At 60.4% G+C, this 26,258-nt stretch carries 22 protein-coding genes; 10 read left to right on the top strand and 12 right to left on the bottom strand.

Going from position 1 to position 26,258, the window contains the following annotated elements; all coding sequences use genetic code 11:
* The first annotated feature begins 40 nt into the window (after window positions 1–40).
* The 4 genes from ACYJ11_RS13095 (at window position 41) to ACYJ11_RS13080 (ending at window position 6,569) form a co-directional block, all read left to right on the top strand.
* On the top strand, window positions 41–2,584 hold the full coding sequence (locus ACYJ11_RS13095; protein WP_461648093.1) for an extracellular solute-binding protein: 2,544 nt from the start codon (window positions 41–43) through the stop codon (window positions 2,582–2,584).
* Window positions 2,585–2,712: 128 nt separating this feature from the next.
* Window positions 2,713–4,245 (top strand): glycerol kinase GlpK, encoded by a 1,533-nt coding sequence (gene glpK, locus ACYJ11_RS13090; RefSeq protein WP_188976659.1) that lies wholly within the window; start codon window positions 2,713–2,715, stop codon window positions 4,243–4,245.
* A 3-nt stretch (window positions 4,246–4,248) separates the two neighbouring features.
* Window positions 4,249–5,331 carry a hypothetical protein gene (locus ACYJ11_RS13085; RefSeq protein ID WP_461648092.1) on the top strand — a complete coding sequence of 361 codons (1,083 nt, stop codon included), beginning with the start codon at window positions 4,249–4,251 and terminating at the stop codon, window positions 5,329–5,331.
* Between the two features lie 62 nt (window positions 5,332–5,393).
* On the top strand, window positions 5,394–6,569 hold the full coding sequence (locus ACYJ11_RS13080; protein ID WP_461648091.1) for a Cdc6/Cdc18 family protein: 1,176 nt from the start codon (window positions 5,394–5,396) through the stop codon (window positions 6,567–6,569).
* Window positions 6,570–6,599: 30 nt separating this feature from the next.
* Here ACYJ11_RS13080 and ACYJ11_RS13075 read toward each other — a convergent pair whose 3' ends face one another.
* The 3 genes from ACYJ11_RS13075 to kdgK1 form a co-directional block, all read right to left on the bottom strand.
* A complete protein-coding gene (locus ACYJ11_RS13075; protein WP_170097883.1) occupies window positions 6,600–7,571 on the bottom strand; it encodes an ROK family protein in 972 nt (323 codons plus the stop codon).
* Between the two features lie 52 nt (window positions 7,572–7,623).
* Window positions 7,624–9,414, bottom strand: coding sequence for a pyruvate kinase (gene pyk / locus ACYJ11_RS13070; RefSeq protein ID WP_421642388.1), 1,791 nt, complete (start codon window positions 9,412–9,414; stop codon window positions 7,624–7,626).
* Between the two features lie 100 nt (window positions 9,415–9,514).
* Window positions 9,515–10,474 carry a bifunctional 2-dehydro-3-deoxygluconokinase/2-dehydro-3-deoxygalactonokinase gene (kdgK1, locus tag ACYJ11_RS13065; RefSeq protein WP_461648090.1) on the bottom strand — a complete coding sequence of 320 codons (960 nt, stop codon included), beginning with the start codon at window positions 10,472–10,474 and terminating at the stop codon, window positions 9,515–9,517.
* Between the two features lie 336 nt (window positions 10,475–10,810).
* Between kdgK1 and ACYJ11_RS13060 the strand changes: the two genes are divergently transcribed.
* Genes ACYJ11_RS13060 through ACYJ11_RS13050 form a run of 3 tightly spaced genes read left to right on the top strand, consistent with a single transcriptional unit; the run spans window position 10,811 to window position 14,423 of the window.
* On the top strand, window positions 10,811–12,019 hold the full coding sequence (locus ACYJ11_RS13060; protein WP_461648440.1) for an ABC transporter substrate-binding protein: 1,209 nt from the start codon (window positions 10,811–10,813) through the stop codon (window positions 12,017–12,019).
* A 2-nt stretch (window positions 12,020–12,021) separates the two neighbouring features.
* Entirely contained in the window at window positions 12,022–13,944 is a 1,923-nt protein-coding gene (locus ACYJ11_RS13055; RefSeq protein WP_461648089.1) for a HAMP domain-containing protein, read from the top strand.
* Between the two features lie 56 nt (window positions 13,945–14,000).
* A complete protein-coding gene (locus tag ACYJ11_RS13050; RefSeq protein WP_461648088.1) occupies window positions 14,001–14,423 on the top strand; it encodes a hypothetical protein in 423 nt (140 codons plus the stop codon).
* Between the two features lie 370 nt (window positions 14,424–14,793).
* Here the strand turns inward: ACYJ11_RS13050 and ACYJ11_RS13045 are convergent, their stop codons facing one another.
* On the bottom strand, window positions 14,794–14,916 hold the full coding sequence (locus tag ACYJ11_RS13045) for a hypothetical protein (RefSeq protein ID WP_268237848.1): 123 nt from the start codon (window positions 14,914–14,916) through the stop codon (window positions 14,794–14,796).
* A gap of 576 nt (window positions 14,917–15,492) precedes the next feature.
* On the opposite strand from ACYJ11_RS13045, the gene ACYJ11_RS13040 reads away from it, so the two are divergent.
* From ACYJ11_RS13040 to ACYJ11_RS13030, 3 genes are all read left to right on the top strand, one after another.
* A complete protein-coding gene (locus ACYJ11_RS13040) occupies window positions 15,493–15,633 on the top strand; it encodes a hypothetical protein (RefSeq protein WP_461648087.1) in 141 nt (46 codons plus the stop codon).
* Window positions 15,634–16,383: 750 nt separating this feature from the next.
* A complete protein-coding gene (locus tag ACYJ11_RS13035) occupies window positions 16,384–16,797 on the top strand; it encodes a DUF5805 domain-containing protein (protein ID WP_461648086.1) in 414 nt (137 codons plus the stop codon).
* Window positions 16,794–17,831, top strand: coding sequence for a tyrosine-type recombinase/integrase (locus ACYJ11_RS13030; protein WP_461648085.1), 1,038 nt, complete (start codon window positions 16,794–16,796; stop codon window positions 17,829–17,831). The genes ACYJ11_RS13035 and ACYJ11_RS13030 overlap by 4 nt, the downstream gene beginning before the upstream one ends.
* Before the next feature lie 244 nt (window positions 17,832–18,075).
* Here ACYJ11_RS13030 and ACYJ11_RS13025 read toward each other — a convergent pair whose 3' ends face one another.
* The 8 genes from ACYJ11_RS13025 to gdhB form a co-directional block, all read right to left on the bottom strand.
* Window positions 18,076–18,792, bottom strand: a complete 717-nt coding sequence (locus ACYJ11_RS13025) for a helix-turn-helix domain-containing protein (protein ID WP_461648084.1) — start codon at window positions 18,790–18,792, stop codon at window positions 18,076–18,078.
* Between the two features lie 42 nt (window positions 18,793–18,834).
* Window positions 18,835–19,821 carry an amino acid ABC transporter permease gene (locus tag ACYJ11_RS13020; protein WP_461648083.1) on the bottom strand — a complete coding sequence of 329 codons (987 nt, stop codon included), beginning with the start codon at window positions 19,819–19,821 and terminating at the stop codon, window positions 18,835–18,837.
* Entirely contained in the window at window positions 19,818–20,570 is a 753-nt protein-coding gene (locus ACYJ11_RS13015) for an amino acid ABC transporter ATP-binding protein (RefSeq protein WP_461648082.1), read from the bottom strand. Before ACYJ11_RS13015 ends, ACYJ11_RS13020 begins: the two co-directional genes overlap by 4 nt.
* Window positions 20,567–21,247 (bottom strand): amino acid ABC transporter permease, encoded by a 681-nt coding sequence (locus ACYJ11_RS13010; protein WP_461648081.1) that lies wholly within the window; start codon window positions 21,245–21,247, stop codon window positions 20,567–20,569. Before ACYJ11_RS13010 ends, ACYJ11_RS13015 begins: the two co-directional genes overlap by 4 nt.
* 4 nt (window positions 21,248–21,251) lie before the next feature.
* A complete protein-coding gene (locus tag ACYJ11_RS13005; RefSeq protein ID WP_461648080.1) occupies window positions 21,252–22,040 on the bottom strand; it encodes a basic amino acid ABC transporter substrate-binding protein in 789 nt (262 codons plus the stop codon).
* 59 nt (window positions 22,041–22,099) lie between these two features.
* Entirely contained in the window at window positions 22,100–23,422 is a 1,323-nt protein-coding gene (locus ACYJ11_RS13000) for a class-III pyridoxal-phosphate-dependent aminotransferase (RefSeq protein ID WP_170097896.1), read from the bottom strand.
* Between the two features lie 94 nt (window positions 23,423–23,516).
* Window positions 23,517–24,464 carry an arginase gene (gene rocF / locus ACYJ11_RS12995; protein ID WP_461648079.1) on the bottom strand — a complete coding sequence of 316 codons (948 nt, stop codon included), beginning with the start codon at window positions 24,462–24,464 and terminating at the stop codon, window positions 23,517–23,519.
* A gap of 6 nt (window positions 24,465–24,470) precedes the next feature.
* On the bottom strand, window positions 24,471–25,754 hold the full coding sequence (gene gdhB / locus ACYJ11_RS12990) for a glutamate dehydrogenase GdhB (protein WP_461648078.1): 1,284 nt from the start codon (window positions 25,752–25,754) through the stop codon (window positions 24,471–24,473).
* Between the last annotated feature and the right edge of the window lie 504 nt (window positions 25,755–26,258).

Below are 26,258 nucleotides of genomic sequence, written 5' to 3'. Positions count from 1 at the left end.
TCCCGAGAACGTGTTGGCCGTTCGGCCAACGGGAGTGACAATGAGTAAATGGAACCCACTTGACTCAGAAGACGACCCGCCTGATGGAGAACGTACCGACGGCGGCGTCACAGAGGGGCGGGATGGAAACGAGTCGGAGACCGAACCGCCGTCGGCAGGAGCCCTCCAGAAGGACACAGAGACCGAAAACGACCCTGAACAGGCGGAACTGGAAGCACGATGTGAGCAACTGGCGGCGGAACTCGAACAGGAGCGGGCGGAACGTGAAGCGCTCGAAACCGCTGTCGACCGTCTCACTTCTGTTGCCCAGGCGAACGCCGACGGCGACCTGACTACGAAACCCGGACAGCCACCAGCTGAGGCGGCTGAACCGCTGTACGACGCATACAGTGAACTGCTCCGGGAATGGACCGACACCGTCGACAGGATGGCGTCGTTCAGTGAACAGGTGACCGCCGCAACGGAACAGGTCGATACCCGTCTCGGGTCGGTCAAGTCCGCCAGTCGGGACGTGAGCGGCGCTGTCGGCGAGATTTCGACCGGTTCGGACGAGCAGCGGGACGAGATACAGTCTATTTCTGATGAGATGCGGAACCTCTCGGCGACAATCGAGGAGATAGCGAGCGCTGCAAACGAGGTCGCAGACACGTCCAGCGAAGCCAGCGTTCGAGGCGAATCCGCACTGGAGTCGGCGTCCTCGGCGATGACGACGCTCGACCGGCTGACCGACAACGCCGAAGCGACCGTCGACAAGGTCGAACAACTGAACGACCTGCTGTCGGACATCGAGGAGATTGTGGGCTTCATCACGGACGTCGCGGATCAGACCAACATGCTGGCACTGAACGCCAACATCGAAGCGGCCCGAGCAGGAGAATCCGGCGACGGGTTCGCCGTCGTGGCCGAGGAGGTCAAATCGCTCGCGACCGAGACGAAGGAAGCGACCGACGAGATCGCGGCTTCCATCCAGGAAGTGCACGAACAGGCCGACGCAACGGTGTCAGAGATGTACGACACTCGGGAAAGCGTCGAGGACACCCGGTCGTCGGTCGCCAGCGCACTCGACGAACTGGATTCCGTCGTTTCGATGGTCGAGGAAGTCGATTCGAGCGTCCAGGAGATCGACGATGCGACGGATACGCAGGCCGACTCCACACAGGAAGTCGTCTCGATGGTCGACGACGTCGAGGACATCAGCACCCGGACGGCTGAAGAGGCGGCTATCGCCGCCGACGCCGCAGCGGACCAGACGACGGAACTCGCGGAGGTTTCGACGCGGGTCTCGACGCTCACCGAGCGGGCCGAATCGCTGGACGCGTCGCTGGATTCGTTCGAACTTGCGACCGGTTCGGCGGCGGCAAACACGGACGGAACCGTCGTCGAGTTCTGGCACGCGATGGGTGGCGAAAAAGCGCTACTGCTTGAAGAACTCGTTCGCGAGTTCGAATCACAGACGGAGGGTATCAGTCTCACACTGCGGTCGAAAGGGAGCTATCGCGGAACCCTCGATGCAACGCTGAACGCCGCCGAAAACGGTGACCCACCGGCGATTGCGCAGATATTTGAGATCGGTACCACGCGTGCGCGCGACAGTGGACACTTTAAGCCCGTCGAGGAACTCCTCCCCGCAACCCACATCGACTCGCTGCTTGACCCGGTCACGAACTACTACCGGTTCGACGGGACGCTCCACTCGCTGCCGTTCAACGCGTCGAACCCGGTGATGGCCTACAACCGCGACGCGTTCAGGGAGGCGGGGCTCGATCCCGACTCGCCCCCGGAAACTCTCGCTGACGTGCGAAGCGCGGCTGCGCAGCTCGTCGACGGGAGAGGCGTGGACACCGGTATCACGTTCGCGAACTACTCGTGGTTCGTCGAACAGTGGTTTGCCGAGGCTGACCAGCTCCTCGTGGACCAGAACAACGGGCGGTCCGGGTCACCGACGGAGAGTTATCTCGACGGGGCGTTCGCCCACGACTTGTTCGAGTGGTGGAAAGGCCTCGAAGCGGATGGACTGTACCACGACCCCGGCATCGAAGCCAGAGGCGCAGCTCGGGCCCATTTCGCCGAGGGGAACGCCGCGATGCTGATCGGCTCGACGTCGTCGCTGAACAGCATCGAAAGCAGTGCCGATTTCGATGTCGGGACCGGCCGGTTCCCCGTACTCAACGACCGGACCGGCGTACTCGTCGGCGGCGCATCCCTCTGGGTCGGCGATGCCGTTTCCGAGGCCGTACACGACGCTGTCGGCGAGTTCCTCACCTGGCTTACCGAACCAGCCCAGCAGCGTCGGTGGCACCAGGAAACCGGGTATTTCCCGGTCCACGAAGAGACGATTCCACAGCTCCGGGCTGACGACTGGTTCGACCAGAACCCACACTACAAGACGGCGTTCGACCAGCTCATTGAGACGCGCGATACCACCGCAACGCGGGGCGCACAGATCGGCCCGTTCGATACGGTTCGAACAATCATCGAAGACGCAGTCGACAGTATGGATGGACCCGATTCGGTCCCGGCCGCACTCGATCGACTCGACACACAGGTCACAAAGCAGCTTGAGCGGTACGATTCCGACCGGTAGCGCCGTCTCCTCCTTTCTTTACTAGCCAAACATCACCATTAGTAATCTTTATAATGGTTCACTATGTTGTTTACTGGCAAGGTGGTAGCTTTCATAAATAAGCTACCTCCACCACGGAGAACACAACAATGGCAGACACATACGTTGGCGCGATCGACCAGGGAACGACCGGGACCCGCTTCATGGTGTTCGACCATAGCGGCCAGGTCGTTGCGAACGCCTACGAGAAGCACGAACAGATCTACCCGGAGCCCGGCTGGGTCGAGCACGACCCCGTCGAGATCTGGGAAAACACGCAGGAAGTCGTAACGAAGGGGCTGGCGGATGCAGGTGTCGGTGCCGAACAGCTTGAGGCGCTCGGCATCACGAACCAGCGTGAGACGACGATCGTCTGGGACAAGGAGACCGGCAAACCGGTCCACAACGCGCTGGTCTGGCAGGACCGCCGAACCACCGACCGCGTCGAGGAAATCCAGGAAGAGGACAAAGTCGAGTGGATCCGGGGGAAGACCGGGCTGGAATGTGACGCTTACTTCTCGGCGACCAAGACCGAGTGGATCCTCGATAACGCGGAGCCGCTCAAGATGCAGAGCTCGCGTGGCGCTGACCTCCGCGAGCGGGCCGAAGACGGTGAACTCCTCATGGGCACCATCGACGCGTGGCTCATCTACAAGCTCACCGGGAACCACATCACGGATGTCTCGAACGCATCGCGGACGATGCTGTACAACATCCACGACATGGAGTGGGACGACGAACTCCTCGAAGAGTTCGGCGTTCCGAGGTCCATGGTTCCGGAAGTCCGCCCGTCCTCCGACGAGAGTCTGTACGGGCACACTGACGCGGACGGCTTCCTCGAAGAGGAGGTCCCCGTTGCGGGCGCGCTGGGCGACCAGCAGGCCGCGCTGTTCGGCCAGACTTGCTTCGATAAGGGTGATGCGAAGAACACCTACGGAACCGGCGCGTTCTACCTGATGAACACTGGCTCCGAAGCAGTCGCCTCGGATAACGGCCTGCTGACGACCGTCGGCTTCCAGATGTCCGGTGAGCCCGTCCAGTACGCGCTGGAAGGCTCCATCTTCATCGCTGGCGCGGCCATTGAATGGCTCGAAGACGTCGACCTCATCAACAACGCCGCCCAGACGGCGGAACTGGCCCGCTCGGTCGAATCAACCGACGGTGTCTACATGGTGCCGGCCTTCACAGGTCTCGGCGCTCCACACTGGGACGGGCGCGCACGCGGGACGATTGTCGGTATGACTCGCGGAACGCGAAAGGAGCACATCGTGCGTGCGACCCTGGAATCCATCGCGTACCAGACCCGCGACCTCGCGGAAGCGATGGAGGAAGACTCCGGTGTCGAGATGACGACGCTGCGAGTCGACGGTGGTGCAGTCAAGAACAACTTCCTCTGTCAGCTCCAGTCCGACATCATCCAGACGGACATCGCGCGACCGCAGGTCGACGAGACCACTGCCCTCGGGTCGGCATACGCAGCCGGCCTCGCCGTCGGGTACTGGGACACCGTCGACGAACTCCGGGACAACTGGCAAGTCGACGAGGAGTTCTCGCCGGAGATGGACGTCGAGAAGGCAGACAAGATGTACGCCCGCTGGGACGACGCCGTCGACCGTTCCCGTGACTGGGCACAGGAGGAATAACAGATGGCAATCGTATTCGGACTCACGGCAGTCGATATGCTCGTCCTCGCCATCGCGGCGTTCGCTGGCGGGGCGTTCGGAGCATCTATCGGTGCACTCCCGGCATTCTGTTTCACCGGCTTCATGGTGCTCATTGGAGAAGCGGGCAACGTCGTCTCAGAGTCGTTCGTCGGCGGTTCGCCTGACGTCATTTCCGGTGCCGCCGGTGGGTACGGAGCCGGCATCGTCGGCCCGCTGGCTTTCGGTCCCGTGTTCGGGCCACACGTCGCCTTCGCTGGTGGTGTGGCAGCAGCCGCTTACGCCGCAAAGTACGACGGAATGTACGAGCCGGACGACGGTGACTACCACCCGGCGAAGGACATCGCCTACGCCCTCGGCACCCGACCGGACGTCCTTGCTGTCGGTGGGGTATTCGGTATCCTGGGTATGGCGATCCGGCAGACGTCTGGTGGACTCGGAGTTCCGATCGATCCGCCTGCAGCAGGCGTCATCCTGACCGCTGTTATCGCCCGTCTGGTCTTTGGCTACCCAGTTATCGGCCGTGCCCGCGGAAGTGGCCTGCTCGATATGTCACCGTTCGAGAGCGGAAAGATGCGGTCGGGTGAGGAAGTCGCAACGGACGGTGGAATGGCCGCCGAGCGACCGGCTGTCGAGCCGTGGCTGCCACACCAGTACAAATGGACACACGTCGCAATGCTCGGCCTCATCACCGGCATCCTTGGTGCATACATCTTCGCGAAAACCGGGAGTCTCTTCCTCCCATTCGGTATCTCAGCAGCGAGTCTGCTGTTCCTGAACCTCGGTGTGGAGAAATTCCCGGTTACGCACCACATGACGCTCCCGTCAACGTTCGTCGCCAGCATGGCGATGACGGATGGAGCGAGTGTCCTAGTCGCGCTCGGCCTAGGCGCGTTCTTCGGTATCCTGGGTGCGCTGTTCGGTGAGGTCTACCAGCGCATCTTCTACGCGCATTCGGATACGCACTTTGACCCGCCAGCCGCATCGATCATTACGACGACCCTCATCCTGGGCATTCTGGCACTGGCTGGAGTGTTCACGACGTCCGCAGCTATCCCCCTGCCGTAAGAACTCATACGGCTTTTTATTTACAGGTCCAATCGAATATACACACGATCTAATTTCCAAGCATGGACATCGAAGCGAGAATCAAGCGTCGACAACGCCGGAACGGTGAGCCACGGCTCATTCAGGATTACGAGTCGATCTCACCGATCGTCCACATCGAGGAGCCGGCTGACCGGGGTCCAGTGCTTGAACGGCTTCTCGACCACCTTGATCCGGTGTTCGACGGGCAGCTTCCGCCGAACGCGTACGTGTACGGACCCCGTGGTTCAGGGAAGTCCGCAGTTATCACAGCGCTTTTCGCCAATTTAGAACAGCTTCCTACGGAGCAACAGGCGATCATCCACACGACGACCCGTGCACAGCCACCGACCTCGCCGTCGTTCGTGTACGTGAACGCCCGAGAGACCGCAAGCGAGTTCGCGTTCTACCATGCAGTGCTGGACTCGCTCGTGGACGACTCGGTGCCGGAACACGGGATCGGGACGGAGACGCTCAAGTCACGACTCCACGAGCTAGTCCGAGAGCAACGCACAGGTATCGTCATCGCGGTTGACCACATCAGCGAACCGGAGAGCATTCAGGCCCCGGCTCTTGTTGACCTGTTTGCTGGCTTACCGAGTAACGTCAGCTGGCTCGCTATCGGTCGCGATGACCCGTCGGCAACTGAACTGACGCGGTACACCGCCGAGTCGATCAGTATTGACCGCTATCAACGGCAGATGCTTGTCGACGTGTTGATGACCAGGGCCTCGAACGGACTGGCCCAGCAGGGACTCGACCACAGTCTGGCGAGGCATATCGCCGATTGGGCGGACGGAAACGCCCACGATGCCCTTGCCGCGCTGTTTATCGCCGCGGAGTTTGCCGAGGAACGGAGCCAGGACCGCATCACACAGGCCAACGTCGACGCGGCCATCGCAGAGGTGCCCGATCCCTGCGTTTCGTTGGGGGTCGTCCTCTCCCTGCCGACGAACCGGCAGGCCGTCCTCAGAGAACTCATCGACTTAGAGGAGAGCGAACGCTCCTCGGTAACGGCAACGACGGAGGCGATTGCGTCGGTAAAATCGGTCGATCTCTCCGCCGGGACCGTCAAGCGGTTCCTCTACGAAATGGCGGAATCCGGCGTCGTTGATCGCGTCGAGGCGACGGTCACTAACGGTCAGGGACGCCCGCCGAGCCGTGTCGAACCGCGGTTCCCCGCGACGGCCTTCCGGCGGCTGTACGACCTGCAACAGTAGCCCGAGACTCCGCGGGCTGATCGACGCTTTTCAGACGCGCTGTGATGGGTCACCTGTGCCGCCAGTCAGTGCGGACGCCAGTGCGCCGCGAACCACAACGTCGTCGCCGAACTGCGTCAACTGGATGTCCGGGATGTTCGACATCACCATGTCGTCAAGCCGCTCCCGGATCGGATCTAGCACTTGATCGGGGTTGTTGAGCGCAACGGCCCCGCCGACATAGACGACGAGTGGCGCGTACGCGTGAACGATGTTTGCAACGCCGATCGCGTTCCAGTGACAGATCTGATCGAGGACGTGGGACGCGAACTCGTCTTCGCCAGCATACTCGAAGATATCCGCCGCGGAAAACTCCTCAGTCTCGATTGGGAGCGCCGTCTCGACGGGGTCCTCCCGGTGTAACTGCGTGGCGTATCGCGGGATGTTCTCGCCCGAGCAGTACGCTTCCCAGTGGCCGTCGTGGCCGCAGCCACAGGTCATGAATCCGTTCGGATCGATTGTCAGATGACCGACCTCGCCGGCGTTGCCATCCCAGCCTGACAGGATGTTCCCGTCGACGGCGACCCCGGCACCGACTCCGGACGAGATAGTGAGATACACCATGTCATCGGGGCTCCGGTCCGAGTAGAACCGCTCGCCGATGACGCCGGCGTTCGCGTCGTTGTGCAACGACACCCGCTCGCTACCGATGAGGTTTTCGACCGGCCCGGTCAGCGGAATCCGGTCGATGGTGTCGGGAAGATTTGCCGGGTTTTCCACGACGCCTTCGGCCAGATCCATCGGACCGAAGGAACCGATCCCGGCGGCAACCACGTCTGTGGGTGCGATGTCGGCGGCATCACAGGCCTGCCGGATCGAATCGAGGACCGCCTCCGTGACCGCGATACCTGCCGGTCCACGCGGTGTCTCAGTTTTGTGTGACGCGACGATCGAGCCCGTCTCGTCACCGATAACAGCCCGAATATGTGTCGCTCCGAGGTCGACCCCTGCGTAAGCGCCCATGCTGGTCGAAGGGTTGCCCCACCGATACTTAACTACACAGATTCTACTGCGGCTAGTAGTCTCGCTCCCTGCCCGAGATATCCTCTCGCCCAACGGCCTCCTCGTAGACGACGCCGCGTTCGGAATCTAGGGTGACGGTCGACCCGTCCGAGACAGCATCAGGCAGGTCTGCGTTCGATATCATCGGAATCGACAGTTCGCGGGCGACGATGGCCGCATAGCTCGTGACTCCCTCGTGGCTGTCGATGATGCCGCCGATGCGGCTGGTGTCGCCGACAAATTCGCCGTCGAACCCTTCCGGAACCGCCAAGATCGCCCCGTCGGGGACGTTCGAGAGGTCGCCCGGCGACTCCCGGGGCGGGGCCGTCGAAATCCGATGGACGGGGCCGGTCACCAAGCCGTCGACGATGGACCGACCGCTGGCGACCGTTTCGGCCGCGACGTGTACTTTCAGCATGTTTGCCGTGTTCATCCCCTCCAATTCGGTCATCATCCCGGACAGGACGACGACCGTGTCACCACTGTCCGCGGCCTCAGTGTCGAGGGCCGACTGCACTGCTGTCTGAATGACGGCATCAGCGCCCTCGGTAGTGTACTCGGTCGTTACAGGCGTGATGCCCCACGAGAGCGCGAGCTTCCGGCGGACGCGCTCGCTTGGCGTCGACGCGACGATGGGAATCGATGGTCGGTACTTCGCCGATTTCAGGGCGGTGTAGCCGGACTCGGACGCGGCGACAATCGCCGATGCCCCGATGTCGCGGGCGAGGAACCGACCGGAGCGTGCGAGCGCGTCCGTCCGGGTATCACCGGCGTTTGGCACGCGCTGTTCGCGGGACTCGGCGTACTCCTCGCTGCCCTCGACATCGCGGATGATCCGATCCATCGTCTCGACGACGCGAGTCGGATGGTCACCGATCGCCGTCTCGCCGGAGAGCATCACTGCGTCAGTTCCGTCGAGCACGGCATTAGCCACGTCGGAGGCTTCCGCGCGTGTCGGCCGCCGGGAGTGGACCATCGAGTCCAGCATCTCAGTTGCCGTGATGACCGGTACGCCAGCCTCGTGGCACCGACGGATGATGCGCTTTTGAATGATCGGCACGTCTTCGAGCGGGCACTCCACGCCGAGGTCACCGCGGGCGACCATCACGCCGTAGGCCTCGTCGATGATCGAATCGAGGTTCTCGACGGCCCCCGCCCGTTCGATCTTGGCGATGATCGGGATGTCGACGCCGCGCTCTTCGAGCGCCTGGCTGATCTCGTAAATATCCTCGCCGTCGCGGACGAACGACGCGGCCACGAAATCGGGCTCCTTCTCGGCGGCCACGTCAAGTTCTTGCCTGTCGTTCTCCGTGATGGTCGGCAGGTCGAGTTCGACACCGGGAACGTTGACGCCCTTGCGGGCGGACAGCTCGCCGCCGTTCTCGACGGTCGCAAACACTGTGTCGTCCTCGACGCGCTCGACAGTTGTTTCGATGCGTCCGTCATCGAGCAACACGCGGTCGCCCGGTTCGACCGCCGTAATCGACTGCGAAAGACCGACCTCCTCCGGCGTCGCGTCGTCACCGACGACGTACCGGATAGTAGACCCTTCCGTGAGCTGAATCGGTTCGTCGATCTCCGCGGTCCGGACCTCCGGACCTGGCATGTCGAGCATGGCTGCGACCGGCTCCTCGACGGCTTCGTCTACCTCGCGGATTCGATCGATCATTTCACGGCGGTGTTCCGGCGAGCCGTGGCTCGCGTTCAGTCTGGCAACGGACATGCCGGCCTTTGCAAGCGACGCGATGTCGTCGACCGAGTCCGACGCGGGACCGAGAGTACAGACGATCTTTGCGCTACGCATTGTGACCTCCGTCTCCGGGGACCCACAGTTTACAGCGTTCATAGTTAATCATACCCTGCCGTTCCCCGCGAAGGGATAAGAAGCTTGCTGGACGGCGTAGCTACCGCGAAATCGCTTCCGTGTCGCCACTGAGAACCGAGCGGACCTCGTCGGGCGACACGACCGCAATGTCGCCCGGGATGGTTCGTTTGAGTGCGGCCGTCGCGGCACCCCAGGCAAGCCCGTCCGCAACAGTACCGCCGGAGAGATACTGCGAGAGGAAGCCACCGACAAAAGAGTCGCCGGTCCCGACCGGATGTGCGTCAGTCGACTCGAACGTCGGCTGCTCCGTTACGGTCCCGTCGGCAAGCGCGAGCGCGCCGTCGCTGCCGCGGGTGATCACCGTCGCTTCGAACCCGTACTCGGCTGCGAGGTCCCGAGCAATCGTTTCCGCACCACCGGTCCTGTCCAACACGACGTTTGCGTCGCGTTCGGCGACGACGAGCACATCGACAGACGGGAATAGATCGGTCAGAACTGAACGGGCTTTCGCCGGCGTCCAGAGCTTCGAGCGGTAGTTCAGGTCGAAGCTCGTGGTCGTACCCGCGTCCTGTGCGAGCGAGAGGAGGTCAGCAGTGGTCGATTCGAGCGTCTCGGAAAGCGCTGGTGTGATACCCGATGTGTGGAATCCCGCAGCGTCTGTGATGGTCCCCGTCGGAAGTTCAGCGGGTGTAGCGGTTGTGACACTGGCGTTTTGGCGGTCGTAAATAACATCGTTACCCCGTGGTGGACTGCCCTGTTCCAGATAGTAGGTGCCCTGCCGGGCGCTGCCGGATTCGTCCCAGGCAATCTCGACCGACACGCCGTGGTGTTTGAGTTCACCCGTGACTCGGCGACCGACCGGTGAATCGGGGAGTTTCGAGGTCCACAGCGAATCGAGCCCAAGCCGCTGAGCGGCGACTGCAACGTTTGATTCTGCGCCAGCTGCCCTGACAGTGTACTGGTCTGCGGTCTCCAGTCGCTCATCGTCAGGTGGCGATAACCGCAACATTGTCTCGCCGAACGTCACTAACTCCGTCATATCCGACGTTGCTCACTGGCTGGGTATAAATCCCGGAGAACCAGTCGTCTGACGGGGCTGGTAGTATCCGCTTACTATATTATAGTCAGTTACTTTGTAGTTTTAATTGTTGAGTACCGTCAGCATTAGTTTTCTCCAAAAGTTTATGTGCTATAGTAATTTACACACGCCAGTATGGATTCAGGGAGAAATGGTGGTGGGCCGTCTGTCTTTAGGCGGAACCTACTCCGCTCGATTGGTGCGGCCGGGCTGGCCGGACTTGCGGGTTGTGGTGGCAGCGAGGGTGTGACAAATGGGGACGAGACGCCGACCCCAACTCCAGTTGGAAACTTTCCGGTGTCCGGGGATTCGGTGACGTTCGGTTTTAACGTCGCTTCTTCGGGATCGTATTCAACGGCCGGTAAGCAGGAACTACGGGGTTTCAAACTCGCGGTCAAACACATTAACAACGGTGGTGGGTGGGTAACGAGCGAGACGTACGAGTCGCCGCTTGACGGTGATGGCCTCCTGGATAAGGAGGTCGAATTCGCTGTCGAAGACACGGGCGGCAGTTCAGATACCGCCCGGAGCAACGCACAGCGGCTTGTCGATAGTGAAGATGTAATTATGCTTGCTGGTGGCACGTCCAGCAGCTCCGGTCTGGCCAATCAGGAGGTTGCGGCGCAGAACCAGGTCATCTACATGGCAACGATGGGTAACGCGAACTCGCTGACGGGTGCTGACTGCAACCGGTACTCCTTCCGCGAGATGTTCAACAACCGTATGGCGGCCGAAGCGCTGGCCCCGGCCCTCAGTGATGAGTTCGGAGACGACATCAACTACGTCAAGATCTCTCAGGACAACGAGTGGGGACGGACACTTCGGGACGATATGGATACAACCCTCGGGAATCTCGGCTGGGCACCTGTCTGGGATACGACTGCGCAGGTCGGAACAAGCGACTACTCTCAGTACGCAGCAGACATCAAGTCGGTCGATTTCGACGTGATCGTCCTCGGGCTCGGTGGCCTCGACGCAGTAAACGCACTCAGAGCGTTCCGAGACGAGTTCCCGGACTCGAATATCGTCCTTCCGATAGCCTCGAGAGATATTGCCCAGACCGCAGGCGGTGCGATAGAGGGCGTTATCGGAACAGTCGCCTGGAGTCCGGAGATCAACTCGCCGCTGTCGAATACTTTCCGAGAGACGTTCCGTGAAGAGTACGGCAGTTCGACGGGGACCTCGAAATCGGCGTCCCCATCAGGAGCAGCCCACATCGCATACACGCAAACGTTACAATACGCCAGCGCAGTTGAGCGGGCGGGAACGTTCAACCCGATCGATGTCATCGGAGCGCTCGAAGGACACGAGTACGACGCCGGTCTCGGAACACAGACCCTCCGGGCCTGTGATCACCAGGCGATGCGTCAAGTGCCGATTGTGAGAGGAAAGCCGGAGGTGCGGCAGTCCTATGGCAGCTACTACGGCCTAGTTGGAGAACCAGCGGATGTACAGTACGCCTGCGATAGCGGGCCAGCGGCTAACTGTTCGCTTGGGGGGAGCTAAGTATGAGTTCAGGAGATACACAGATACCAGACAGTTCAGAGACCGATTCGAACACCTCCGATGGGATTCTAGCGACAGTCGTCCCGGATTTTATCCGGCGAAACTTCGCACTCAAATTCGGCATCGTCCTCTTCATTATGGCGCTGTCGGTTGGGCTCATCGGCCTTGCCGCGACAGAGCAAGTCAAGAACTACACCGAACAACAGGTTCTGAGCGACTACGAAAATGCCGCCGCACAGGAGGCAGACATCCTGTCACAGTGGGTTGACCGAAACCGGCTATCGACCCAATTCGTTTCTTCCGACGATATCTGGGCCAGTAGTGATACCGACGATATCGATATCGAACTTAACAATCGGAAAGCCGCCTTGTCCGCAGATGCTACCGACATCCATCTGGTCGAACGGAATGCCGGCCAATCACAGGTTGTCGCCAGCACATCTAACTCACAGGTGCTGACTAACTCACCGCTCGGATCGACGAGCAGGGCTTGGCTTACCGGTACGAACTTCGAAACGGCAAGCGATGTCGTTGTCTCCGACGTGTACCAGACGAACTCCGGCCCGGTCGTCGGCTTCGTCAGTCCTGTTGATGCCTCGCAGAACCGATATATCCTCATCGAGTATTCGCTTGACGAGATCGCGAACTCGCTTCAGGGGAACAACAGGGCCGAAGGCGGATTCACGCAGGTCGTCAACGGATCAGCGGTCGTCATGATCGACGAACCAAGAGACGGAAGCCGCGGCCTCGGCGAAAACATACTGCAGTCGTATAGCTCGAACAGCCCTGCTACCGAACCGATCGACGCGGCAGATGGCCTCCGCTCGTCGGAGCAACAGTCCGGCGTCACCGCTGACATGCCGGCGACCGACGTACTCAACGAGCGCTACACTGTCGGCTATGCACCGATTCAGGGCACTGACTGGGTCGTTCTCGTACACGCACCCAACTCCGCGGTCTTTGGCTTCGTCCAGAACGTCCAGCAGTACGGACTTATCGGCACGGCACTGATGGTGTTGCTCATCGCGGGTGTCGGTGCGATACTCGGGTACAACACGGCAACGTCGATCGACCGCCTGACCCGAAAAACGGACCAGATGCGACAGGGGAACCTCGACGTCGAGATCGCCACCAGTCGCATCGACAATATCGGCCGCCTGTACAGCGGATTCGCTGATATGCGCGACGGACTCAAACAGCAGATCAACGAGGCCGAGCGTGCACAGAAAGAGGCGGAGGTTTCCCGGGCCGAAGCCCTTGAAGTCAACAAATACCTCCAGAAGAAGGCCGAAGAATTCTCCGATGTGATGGAGGAGACGGCCGCTGGCAACCTCACCGAGCGGATGGCAACCGACGGCGAGAACGAGTCAATGGACCGTATCGCCAGCGAGTTCAACGGCATGGTCAATGAACTCGAAAAGACGATCGGTCAGCTCAACAGCTTCGCCGACGAAGTCGCGGAATCCGGCGACGTCGTTCTGTCGAGTGCGGAGTCCGTCCGCGATGCATCCGAGCAGGTCGCCGAATCGACACAAAAGATCTCCGACGACGCTTACGATCAGAAGGATCGGCTCGCTACTATTTCGGAGGATCTTGATACCCTCGTGGACACACTCGAAGAACTGGAAGCGGAGAACCCGGACATCGACCTGGGCGACTCGCTCGAACGGTTCCGGACAGTTGCGACGACACTACAGTCAGCCGCCGAAACGAGTGACCAGATGATGGCCGAAACCCAGACCGTCGCTGGCGCAGCCGAAGAGCAGGCCGCAGAGCTCAACGAAGTGTCGTCACGGGCCGAACAGCTCAAACGCTACGCGAAGCCACTCGGGGATATCCTGAACCGCTTCGAAACCGAAGCCGAGCACGAGTTCGTCTTCTCGGGCGGTCCGTCACAGAGTCTCGGCGAAGAGGAAGAAGAGTAACCCGACCCACCGCTGTCACCGAAACCGATTTTCACGCCGGCGACGTATCTCGCTCAATGAGCGACGACACGGGCGATATCTCACGGCCTGAACTCGCCGAGTACTGTCGAACCCAGGCTGCGATTCTTGCGGGGCATCTGGACCAGCGTAGTGCGGAGCTCTCCGATTTGCTCGAAGAAATAGAACAGGAGACTGCTGACGCTCGTACGACATTGACCGAGCGTTCCGGGCCGGATACCGATGCGGAAGCTACTATCGCTGAGATCGAGACCAAACAGGAGCGAGCACAGGCGGAGCAGGCAACAATCGAGGAATACCGGACGCTCGCTGAGGGATATACTGATCTTGCCGAACAGCTCGCCGGGGGCTCCGGTGATCTCGAAACCGTTCTTGAATTCGAAATCGAAACCGACGCACCGACGTATTTCGACGCAGAGACGACGATTCTGGGAGTTGCGACGGGAGAAGACCGGGGCTGAAGATTTTACTGGGGCCTGATCAAGACCAGGCTGTCATACAACGCTGACATCTGCTGACGGCCATCGTTCTCACGGTGACCCAGTGCTGAATTCGAATAGCTTACGAGCAGAGACGATCCTCACTGCGAGGGTACGTGGCCCGGCTCGGCCCTTCTAAAAGTAAGTTGCCGTCCCAGCGCGATGTGGCTACGCTCATCGAGGTATTGATTTCCGGTCCGAATCGGTAGCGCCACACCCAGATTAGATATAGCGACATGAGATTTATCTGGCCCAGGTAGACCACTGAGCTGTAGTATGAGAATTACCAATAGTAATCACAGAATCACACCACCCACGAAAATCTTAGCCAGAAATCCCTGCAGACCTGAGCTTACGAATTGAACGTGCGCTCGACGAGGTATTTGACCAGATAGAACCCACCAATAAGAGTGATAATCATGACTACCAGTACAATCGCGATCATGAACAGAAGGACAAGTGCGTCGTTAGCCATCACGCTCACCCACCTGAGAGGGGGCGTCTCGTCGGGAACGCATATCGTTAGCTTCAGCCTCGGCACGCTAATGTAGCAGGGTTTCGGTTCACCAGTCTATGGCACTCGTAATCTATCTGGCCTCCAACGTTCAGAAGTACTCAGTGTTACGTGCGTAGAACTGAGTGACAGAGCCACGTCGATGGAGGACGGCTTGAACGGAGGGCAGCGCTGCTTTCGGAGCACTGACCACTCAGCAGGTGTCGGTAGACCGTGAAGCTTGGTGCGGATGCTTCGATACGAACAACAAGTGACGAGCCGAATACGTCGGTCATAAACACTACCCTACCGGCTTCCGTGGCAACTATCGCGATGGGCATGTACACAAAGACGTCATTCGCAACATAGCATGCATCGTCAGATTAGACGAACGATCTCGGCCTGCGACACCAATCAAGAGCGAACTGAAAGAACCGATACAACCCCGGGCGTTCCCAACTGGAAATCGCTGACAGTCCGAATTAGTCGACTACGGGAAACGGGGCTGTTGGACCGTGGTATGACGGGACTGATCACTTCTGCGGAGTCTCTCAGTCCGTGACTGCTTCTGGCGGGGCACAGGACACGCCACTGGCCGACGGAACAGCCGTGCTAGATAGCGGTGCGAATGCTCCCGTCACCTGTACCACCACAGCCGGCGAGCAATACCTGCGCGAAGACCGATACAATAGCGGATGACTCCGACAAGTACCCGAAGCTACCTGATGCCGCGGTCACGCCCGAGGAACACTATCCCCTGCCCTGCTGACACGGCTGTATGAGGTGACGTAGACACAGTGTCTCTCGCTCAAAAGCGTGTGCCTGCCTGAAGTGCTCGCGTGTGCCGGCACAGGCACGACGGCACGGCATCAAGGCCACATTCACTGTCGTCATGCGGGCCGACAGCTCCGCCGATCTTAGGGTGTTAGAAACGGTTCTGAAGCGACACGTAGAACCGGCAGTCAAGCCGGTGGCGCGCTCGTGGCAGTGAATGGGACGACCACGTCTGGTCTCGTCTGATATATCATGGATGCTATGTAGTGTGGGAGATTCAGGGAATAACCGTGCAGGCAAGTCAGTGATATCGAACTGTTGGAGGGCTGCCAGCCCTGCACGGCTGGCTTGGCTGGGTAGTAAACCAGATCTAATCGACCCGACTCATTCCGCGTGGTCGTTCACTCTATCTAATCAAATATTGGGGCCTGTTGACAGGCAGTAGTCTGCTTATGTCCCCCTAAATCTGGCTGGGCAGGCGAGCTACCCAGAGAGAGTACAGCAATCTGCGGACGTCTTTGTATTTGTGAGTATAGGCCCACCCTTTGATTTAGTGTAAAAGTATTGCCAATAAAGCGGCAAATAGCGGCGAAATAGGGTTGCACATACCCAAATAAAGGCTTTTATCTCTAAGTATGGGACTACATTGAAGTCCCCCGCGTCCCAGAGGTAACTGTGTCCAGTGATAGCGAGCGAACGACGGTTCGGACGTACATTCCGGCCTATCAGAAAAAACAGTGGCAAGCCCACGCTGAGGAACTGGATATGAGTCAAAGCGAGTTCGTCCGGACGATGGTACAGGCGGGTCGAAGCGGATTCGAGTCAGCAGCCTCCCAGGCACCTGAATCGGACGACGCTGAGAGCGATAGCGAGGAACCCCGTTCTCCGGACGCTACCCCTGGGGGTGACGGGCTGAAAGACCGGGTCCGGGAGATCTTAGCTGACGGGGATTACTACGAGTGGGACGACCTACTCGCCGAACTGACCGATGATATCGAGGAGCGTCTCGAAGATACGCTACAAGAACTGCAGTCCAACAACGAAGTGCAGTACAGCGGGCGACACGGGGGGTACGTTCGAGACGAATGAGCACGGATACAGCCACGCCAGACGCCGAGTCGGACCCAGTCGGGTATTTCCTCGATGACATCACGTATCACGGAAAGAGCGACCGGACTCGTGCATCCTACGAGCGCGTCCTTCGGGACTTCGAATCCTATCTGGCGGATGGCCATCAGGCCATTCCCATCCGAGAGGCTTCCCACCGAGACTGTATGGCATATGTCCACAGTCTTCGTGGAAACGTCGAAGAAAGCACAGTCGCAACGTATGCATCCTATCTACACCGGTTTTTCGCGTACATGACCCAGGTGGGGGTCTTCGAATCGAATCCGATGACGCTGGTCATGGAGGAGATGGACGAGTCCATCAACACCGACCCAACCCGCCGGGAGATAGACCTCCAGTCGATGCGTGCGTTCGTCGACAGCATCCCGCACCCACTTGAGCAAGCTATCGTAGTGACGCTATTGAAGACGGGAATGCGGGCCGGCGAACTGTGTAACCTCGATATCCGTGACCTCAACCTCGAAACCCCCGGCCCCAGGCCGGAGATACCGGTCCGGGCGGGGCTCGACGGGCGTCCGGACTCGTTGTTCGTCGCAGCGGAACCGACCCACGGAGAGACCAGTAATGGGGAAGAACGAACAGCATCCAACAAGCGCAAGCGCGAGACAACAGTCCCAATCGACGCAGAGCTGGGCTCAGTACTGCGACGCTGGCTCGCAATCCGACCAGACACGCAGTCCCCGGCGGAGCCGCTGTTTGTCTCTACAAGCGGCAGCTGGGGAGAGCGACTCACACCGAATATGGTACATCACATCGTCGAATCCCACGCTCGTGAGTTCGGTTGGTACACGGAGGGTGGGGGAGCCGAAGAAAACGTGACACCGCACTACTTCCGGCACTTCTTCACGACGCATCTCCGGGATCGGACCGGCGACCGTGGCGTCGTCAAATACCTCAGGGGCGACGTGGCACAAGATGTCATCGACACGTACACCCACGAATGGGGGACCCGAGTCAGGGATGTATACGAGGCCGAAATCTACTCGCTATTGTAACTATTCTATTAGCTATCTAACACTACAGTGACAGTGTGAATGGTAGCTGCGGCACTCGTAAATTATATATCGCTATATAGAAACAGTCAGATTCTGCTTCGCAGCTGTGCTATCTCAATGGACGATCTCAGTGACCGCATACGACAGGAGTATCACCGGCGCGAACGGAATGTCCCCCAGAGACCGAAGACGCCAAGACTACACACGTCTCGGGGCTACCTACTCGGATGAAGTACTGATAGGGCTACTCGGGGTCCAGAAGCTTCGACTCGGCAGTTCTGAGGTGTTCGAGGAGCGTCGTCTTCGAGATGTCCATCTGGGCGGCGAGCTCGCGGACCGAAATTCCACGCGGCCACTGATAGTAGCCAGCTTCGCGGGCCGCTTCGAAAGCCCGTCGTTGAGCCGGCGTTAGCGAGTCGGTTCGCAGCCCACCCACCGACCGCTCGGTATCGCTGTCCGGCGTGACGATGGATTCGACCGACACGTCAGCGTCGGCGTCGGCTTCGACGGCATCGAGTGCGGACTGGATTTCGGGCCGTTCGCCGGTGAAACTCACCTGCCACCGTTCGCGACCGTCTTCAATGCGAACGGGCGCGCTGTGGACGAACCCGTGTTCGAGCAGCGTCGGGCAGACCAACTCGTCCGGATCGTACTCCAGCAAGAACTGTCTGACGACGGTTCCCGGCGCGTCGCGCTTGTGTCCGATACGTGCCTGAAGCTCCTGTATCTCTCCGGCGTGGGGCGATGCACGGACTGCGTCGAGGCAGTTTTCGACGTCTGACTTCGTGGCACCATACGCGGTAAACACGCCGTTGACCGATGCTGTCGACGACTGTACGCTCTGTTGCACCGTGTGTGCTAGGATGCCGCCATCGGTTCGGTCGGTGGCTTCGATAGCCCAGCAGTTCGGGTGCCACAGGTCGAGTGTTAGCCGTGCTCCGGCGCTATCGGTTTGACTCATGGGATGTGCTGCAATGTTTGATTGGTAACGGTAAGAGAGTAGTCATTGTCTGGTGTGTCCGACACCGGCGGTTGCGGTGTGCGATTCGACGCGGTCCATCAGCGCTGATGCCGACACGACCAGCGCCAGATACAGTATCGCTACCAGCACGAACAGTTCTGTATACTGGTACGTTTCGTTAGCGATAGTGCTTGTCCTGCCGTACAGTTCCTGCACAGTGATGAAACTCGCCAGCGAGGAGTACTTGATAAGGTACACGAGTTCGTTCGTCCAGCTGGGAAGCGCGAGTCGGAGGCCCTGTGGAACGACGACGTACCGTATCCCTTCGAGCTTCGAGAGCCCAATGGCACGTGCGGCAGTCAACTGCCCGCCATCGACCGATTCCAGCGACGCACGCAGGTATTCGGACTGGTAGGCGGCGCTGTTCAGCGTGAAACTAATGACGGCCACCCAGAACGCCTGTGCCGGGACGAAGCCGACACCGACTCCCGGGACGCCCCTGAGAACCTGCGTCAGTGAGGTCGCGAAGTAGAGCACGAACAACTGAGCGAGCAGCGGTGTCCCGCGGATGAGTTCCGTGTACGACAGGGCAAGCCAACGGGCCCACCGCCCCCCGTACACGCGGACGACGCTGAGCGGGAGCGCCAGCGTGAACCCGAGACAGACGCTGAAGACCGTCAGTAGGATCGTCGTCCAGATGCCATGCGCCAGCGCCGGCAGATACGCCGTCGCGTCGGCAGTGAACCGGAGCGTATCAGCGACCCACACTAGGGGCGCTCCGGCAGCACCAAGTGGCGTGGCGAGCGACGCGACGGCATCCGCTGTTGTCAGGAACGGGGCCGCCGGAATAAATGGTGTGCCGCGGTCGAATCCGGAGACTCCTGCGAGGACGAAATCAGTGGTCCAGCGGGCGAGAACCCAGACCCAGAACAGTGCCAGACCCACTGTGAGTGGGCGGACGGTGAAGACCGTCCCGACGCGGTCCCAGAGCCCCGGGTTCGGTGATGTTGTCGATTCAGCTGTGCTCATGCCGTTTCCTCGTGTGCGTGCAATCTGCTCAGGAACTGTTCGGTTCGGTCCGCAGTGGGGTTCTGGAACAGTTGCTCCGGCGGGCCGTGTTCGACGATATCACCGTCGTCGAGGAACACGATGTCCGACGCGGCCGACCGGGCGAAGTCCATCTCGTGACTGACGACGAGCATCGTGATGCCTTCGTCGGCGAGGTCGCGCATCACCTCGACGACCTCGCCGACGAGTTCGGGATCGAGGGCGCTGGTCGGCTCGTCGAACAACAGCAGTTCCGGGTCCATCGCGAGTGCGCGCGCGATGCCGACACGCTGTTTCTGCCCGCCGGAGAGTTCAGCGGGGTAGGAGTCCGCTTGTTCCAGTAATCCGACCTGTTCGAGGTGGTTCCGTCCGGCCGCTTCGGCGTCAGCAGCGTCCATGCCGAGTACTTTTTTCGGGCCGAGCGTGACGTTCTCGAGCGCCGTCAGGTGCGCAAAGAGGTTGAAGTCCTGAAACACCATGCCGACCTGCTTTCGCAGTTCGTTGACGTCGGTGTCGGCTCCAGTCACGTCCTGCCCATCGAGGGCGATCCGGCCACTGTTGATCTCCGTCAGTCGGTTCACACATCGGAGCAACGTGGACTTGCCCGAGCCGCTGGGACCGATAAGGACCGTCACGTCACCTTGGTCCATTTCGAGGCCGACGCCTTCCAGTACCTCTTCGCTCCCGTAGGACTTGTGCAGATCGTCGATTGAGAGTAGTGGCTGTGTCATGTCGTTCCTTCCGGTACTGCGTAGTAGTCGCTGAGTCTGTCGAGTGACCGATTCGTTGCGAACGTCAGCACGAAGTAGACGAGGCTGACGGCGAGGAAAATCTCGAGTGCCGCTGTCGACTGTCCGCCTTCGTAAAGGTTCTGTCCCGTCGTCAGCAGCTCGCCGATTCCGATGACGATGGCGATGCTTGTATCCTTGAGGACGATAGTAAACTCGTTCTGGAAGCCCGGAACGCTCCGGCGGAGCGCCTGCGGGACGACGACGTGCCGAATCGCTTCGAATCGGGACATCGCGACGGCGCGTGCCGCTTCCAGCTGCCCGTCGTCGACGCTCTGGAGCGCACCGCGGAAGATCTGTGACTGGTAGGCGGCGCTCCGGAGGCCGAGTGCGATAGTCGCCGTGACGAACGCGCTACTGGAGATAGAGAGGCCGAAGTACAGGATCATAATGATGACCAGCAGTGGGGTACCACGGAGGACAACCCCGACCTGTTCGACCACCCGCCGGGCCCTGTCCGAGCCGTACACTTCTATCGCACCGGCCGGAAACCCGACGACGAATCCCAGGAGAATGCTGGCTACGGTGAGCGCGATAGTGACGACTGTCCCTCCGAGCAACAGGCCCATGTTGTCGATGACGAACAGCCAGTCAGCGGCCTGCAGTAGGATTTCTGCCATGGCCTCACTTCTGTCCGAACCACTTCTCGGTCAGGTCCCGGTACGTCCCGTCGTCCTCAACTGTGGTCAGCCCACTGTTGAGCGCGCCCGCGAGTTCGTTGTTACCGGACTGAATCCCGAAGCCAAATTGCTCACCAGTCTCGTGGACGAACGCGGATTCGATGGGGCGATCTGCCACGAACGAGTTCGCGACTGGGACGTCGATGATGATGACGTCGACGTTTTCGTTCAGTAGATCCTCGACGGCGAGCACGTAGTTGCCGTATGCGTTGTACTGGGACTCCGAAATCGTCCCTGCGTCGATGAGCTGGTCCTTGATAACGGATTCACCGGTCGTCCCCTTCTGTGCCCCGACTGTCGCTCCGGAGAGATCGTCCAGCGACGACGGCGAGAACGACCCGTTCTCCCGGACGATGATAGCCTGATTCGAACTATAGTACGGGTCGGAGAAGTCGATCGCTTCGTCACGGTCGTCGTTTATCGTCATGCCCGCCGCGACGATGTCGACGTTACCGTTGTTCAGCGCTGGAATGAGTGATTTGAACTCCAGTTCCTCCCAGCCGCTCAGTTCGTACTCCGTCGCCGCGACAACGGCCTCCAGCAACTCGACGTCGAAGCCGACGAGTTCGCCGTCCTGTTTCATTTCAAACGGCGGAAAACCCGGCGCTGTGCCCGCGGTGAGCGTCTGTGAGTCCCCGCTGCCCGATTGACAACCAGCGACCGACAGGGTCGCGACAGTGCCACCGATTGCCTGCAGATACCTCCGTCTGTCTACGCGTGCCTCTCGTGGCATAGTGCCACAATTGAATTAATCATATTTTAACATTGCGGTTACCGCAAAAGTAGCGAGAGTCAGGCCGACGCGACAGGGTCTGCAACCTCGGTAAACACCGAATCGAGGATGTCGAGACAGAGTTCAAGTTCGCGCTCGGTGACGTCGAGTGGCGGAAGGAGTCGGAGGGATTTCTGGCCACAGCCGAGCGTGAGGAGGCCGTGCTGGAGCGCTGTTTCCATCACGGCGTCGCGACGGTCGGCCGTATCGAACTCCAGCGCGGTCATCAGGCCGAGGCCACGCACGTCCTCGACCAGCGGACGGTCCGCCGAGATATCGCGGAGTCGGTCCATGAAGTACGTCCCCTTCTCGGCGGCGTTGTCCAGTAGGTCGTGGTCCTCGATAGCGGCAAGCGTCAGCGCGCCACGCATCGAGCCGAGGATGTCGCCGGCCCCCCACGTCGAGGAGAGCCGAGACGTTTCCGACGGGAAGATGTCCGACCGGGAGATGGTCGCGCCGACCCGGAGCGCTTTGGCGCTCGTGATGACGTCCGGCTCGATGTCGTAGTGGTCGACGGCCCACATCTCGCCCGTGCGGCCGGCTCCCGACTGGATTTCGTCCGCGATGATCGGGATATCGTGTTCCCGGCAGAGGTCGTCGACAGCCGAGAGGAACTCGGGGTTCGGAACACGATAGCCGCCTTCACCCTGTATCGGCTCCAGAATGAGAAACGCGACTTCTTCAGGCGGGATGTGGCCGGTGTCTGCGTCGAGTTTCGAACGGAGGCGCTCGACCCCGGCCTCGGAGTACTCCACGTCGTGAATCCCGCTGAGTTCGGGGAACTTCCGTCGATAGACGGACTTCGAACGGTTCAGGGAGAGTGCCCCCAGGGTCCGTCCGTGGAACGCGCCGTCGAAAGTAATGCCGTACTTCGGGGTCTCGCAGTTGTCGTAGCAGATCTTCATCGCGTTCTCGACGGCCTCTGCGCCAGAGTTCGAGAGGAAGACGGTGTCGAAGTCGTAGTGGCTAGTAATGTCGGTCAACCGATCCATCAGGTGAGCAGGACCCGGTAGCGACGTTTCGTCGGGCGAGCCGCCGGTGCTGACGTAGAAGTCCTGGCCGGCGATTTTCAGCGGGTCGACCATGTCGAACTCGTCGGCCCGGTCGAGCACTTTCGGGTTGTTGTAGCCGAGCGGCGACGCGGCGACGTGGCAGGTGAAATCGAGCAGGACGTTGCCGTCCGCGTCTGTACAGAACGGACCGATTGCGTCCTCGGTGATGTCCCAGACGAAATCGTACACGTACGTGCTCGGCGCGGCGGTTTCGTGGTGGTACTCGACCCACTCGCTGCTCCGTGGGCCAGGAAGGCTATCGACACGCGGCTCCGCAGTATCGCGGTCCATGCTAACATAAAGGCAATCATTGGTAATAAATCACTGTGTTCCGGCCCCGCGTTGCGGACACGCAATTGAGTCCTTGCTGCGGTTCGAAACTGGGCTACAGGATCCGCTTGCCGAACGCGCTGGCGGCGAGTTCGGCCGCTCGCTCGCCCGTCGTGTTGCGCTGGTCGAGGATGGGGTTGACTTCGACGACGTCGAGCGAACGCAGCACCGATTCGGCGGCGTCGCGGTCGGCGACCCGTTCCATCGCCGTATGTGCCTCCCGATAGGTGACGCCGCCTGGGACTGGTGTCCCGACCCCTGGCGCGTCGTCCGGGTCAAGCCAATCGAGGTCGAGGCTCACGTGGATGTCATCGACCCCGTCGGTCGCGATGTCGAGTGCCTCATCAGTGATTGGGCCGACACCTCGCCTGTCGATGTCTTCCATCGTGAAGACGGAGATGTCGCTCTCACGGAGGACCGCTCGTTCGTCGGCATCGAGGCTCCGTGCGCCGACGATGACAGTGTTCTCCTCAGCGATATTCGGGGCGGTGGCCCACGGCATCTCTGCGAAGTCGCCGTAGCCGTGGGCGGCCGCGAGCGGCATCCCGTGAACGTTCCCGCTGGGCGAGGTCGTTGGGGTGTTGTAATCACCGTGCGCGTCGAACCAGATGACGCCGAGTTCAGATGTCTGAGCCGCACCGCGCATCGTCCCCATCGCGATAGAGTGGTCGCCACCTAGCACCAGTGGGACGCTCCCGTCGGCTATTTCGGTCGCCACTCGGTCGGCGAGGGTGGCGGTCATTTCAGCAATAGCATCGAGGTACTTCGCGCTGTCGTCGTCGGACACTGGCTGGGACTGTAGCGTCGGCGGCGAGAGGTCGCCAACGTCAGTGTAGTCGACGCCGGCCGTGTCAAGCGCGGCGGTGAGGCCGCCGTAGCGAATCGCCGACGGGCCCATGTCGACGCCACGCCGGTCGGCACCGAGGGCGAACGGGACACCGAGCACCGCGACAGGTGACACGGAACGACTGTGGTCTCGCGAGTGGGTGGACTGAAGCGACATCCGTTACTACGGCCATAGCCCACGGGCGTTCATAGCGTCACCGATTCGCGAGAGAGCGACGATGTAGGCAGCCGTTCGCCACGTGACATCGCGGTCCTCGACTTCGGCCTGCAGGGCCTCCCAGGCGTCGAGCATCTCGTCTTCGAGTTCCTCGTTGACCTCCTCGCGTGACCAGCTTCGTCGGTTGATGTGCTGGAGCCATTCGAAGTAGCTCACGGTGACGCCACCGGCGTTCGCGAGGATATCCGGGATGACTGGGATGTCGCGCTCCTCGAACACTGTATCAGCCGCTGTCGTTGTCGGGCCGTTCGCCCCTTCGACGATAATGCTCGCCTGCACGTCCGCGGCGTTCTCCTCGGTCAGAACGTTCCCGACTGCTGCAGGAATGAGGACATCGACATCGAGTTCCAGCAGTTCGGCATTGGATAGCTGCCGTGGTGCGTCAACAGCCCCTAACTGGCCGTGTTCGTCGCCGTCAGCGGAAATGGATTCGATATCGAGGCCGGATTCGTCGTAGATGCCGCCGTCCACATCGCTGACAGCGACGACAGACGCACCCCACGAGTCGAGCAGGCGTGCGGCGTTCGCGCCCACGGCACCGAAGCCCTGGACGGCGACAGTCGCACCATCGATGTTTCCGTCGTAGTAGTCGAGTGCTTCGCGGGCGACGATAGCGACGCTTCGGCCGGGTGCCTCCTCACGGCCGTGTGTCCCGCCAACCGCTGTCGGTTTGCCGGTCACAATGCCGGGGACCGTCTCGCCTTCCTGCATCGAATACGCGTCCATGAACCAGGCGACCGTCTGCTCGTCGGTCCCCATATCGGGTGCGGGGATGTCTTTCGTCGGCCCGACGACTTCCCGTAGCTCCTCGGCGAACCGGCGGGTCAGTTGCTCGGTCTCCTGTGCGTCGAGTGTCGACGGGTCGACGACGATGCCGCCCTTCGCGCCGCCGAAGGGGAGGTCCATCACCGCACACTTCCACGTCATCAACATCGCCAGGGCCGTACACTCCTCGGCGGAGACGCTCGGGTGGTATCGCATACCGCCCTTGTACGGCCCTCTGACTTCGAAGTGCTGGACGCGATACCCGTCGAACACCTCGACACTCCCGTCGGACCGACGGATCGGGACGGACACCTCGACGGTTTTCGATGGGTGGCGGAGCTGTTCAAGCATTCCCTCAGAAAGGTCGAGGTGTTCGGCCGCTTGCTCCAGCTGGTGGCGGGCAGTCGCGATTGGCGATTCGTCCTCGTCTGTTGCTTGCTCTGGTGGCTCCTTCTGTGTGCTCATGATTGGTTTGTGTTCGGTGGTGCGTACGCCCACTTGCTTCGGGCAAATGGAGCGAGTACGCTACGTCGTTCAGCACGCTGATTCCGTCCTGACTGTCACCATCCGACGGCTGGAGTGAGACAGTGTATCGGCACCAATACCGGTATTGTTAATAAACATTTGGGACTGTCTGTGGGACGATTAGTTTGAATATAGCAAAAGCCCCTGAGCACCTTTATTCGCCGCTTATGGAGTATTATGGGGTATTTCAGCAACTCATATGCGGAATATTTCACAGACGCGAGCTTGATATACTCAATATAGATGCGGCCACATTGGTCAGCTGATGCCCCGACAGATGGGACAAATATCGACGTATGCATGCTATGACCTGATATAAGCACTGAATTGAGAATCGGCCAGTATTTTGACTACCTCAAAAATAGACTTGGCGCGCAGTGGCGGAGTACTATACTGGAAGCGACCACCCACGACAGGTGTCAGTCCCGCATCGATCCGCTCGAA

This window comes from Haloarcula sp. H-GB5, assembly GCF_054850705.1.
The sequence above is the reverse complement of the archived record's forward strand: the minus strand, read 5'-3'. Positions and strand labels throughout refer to the sequence as shown.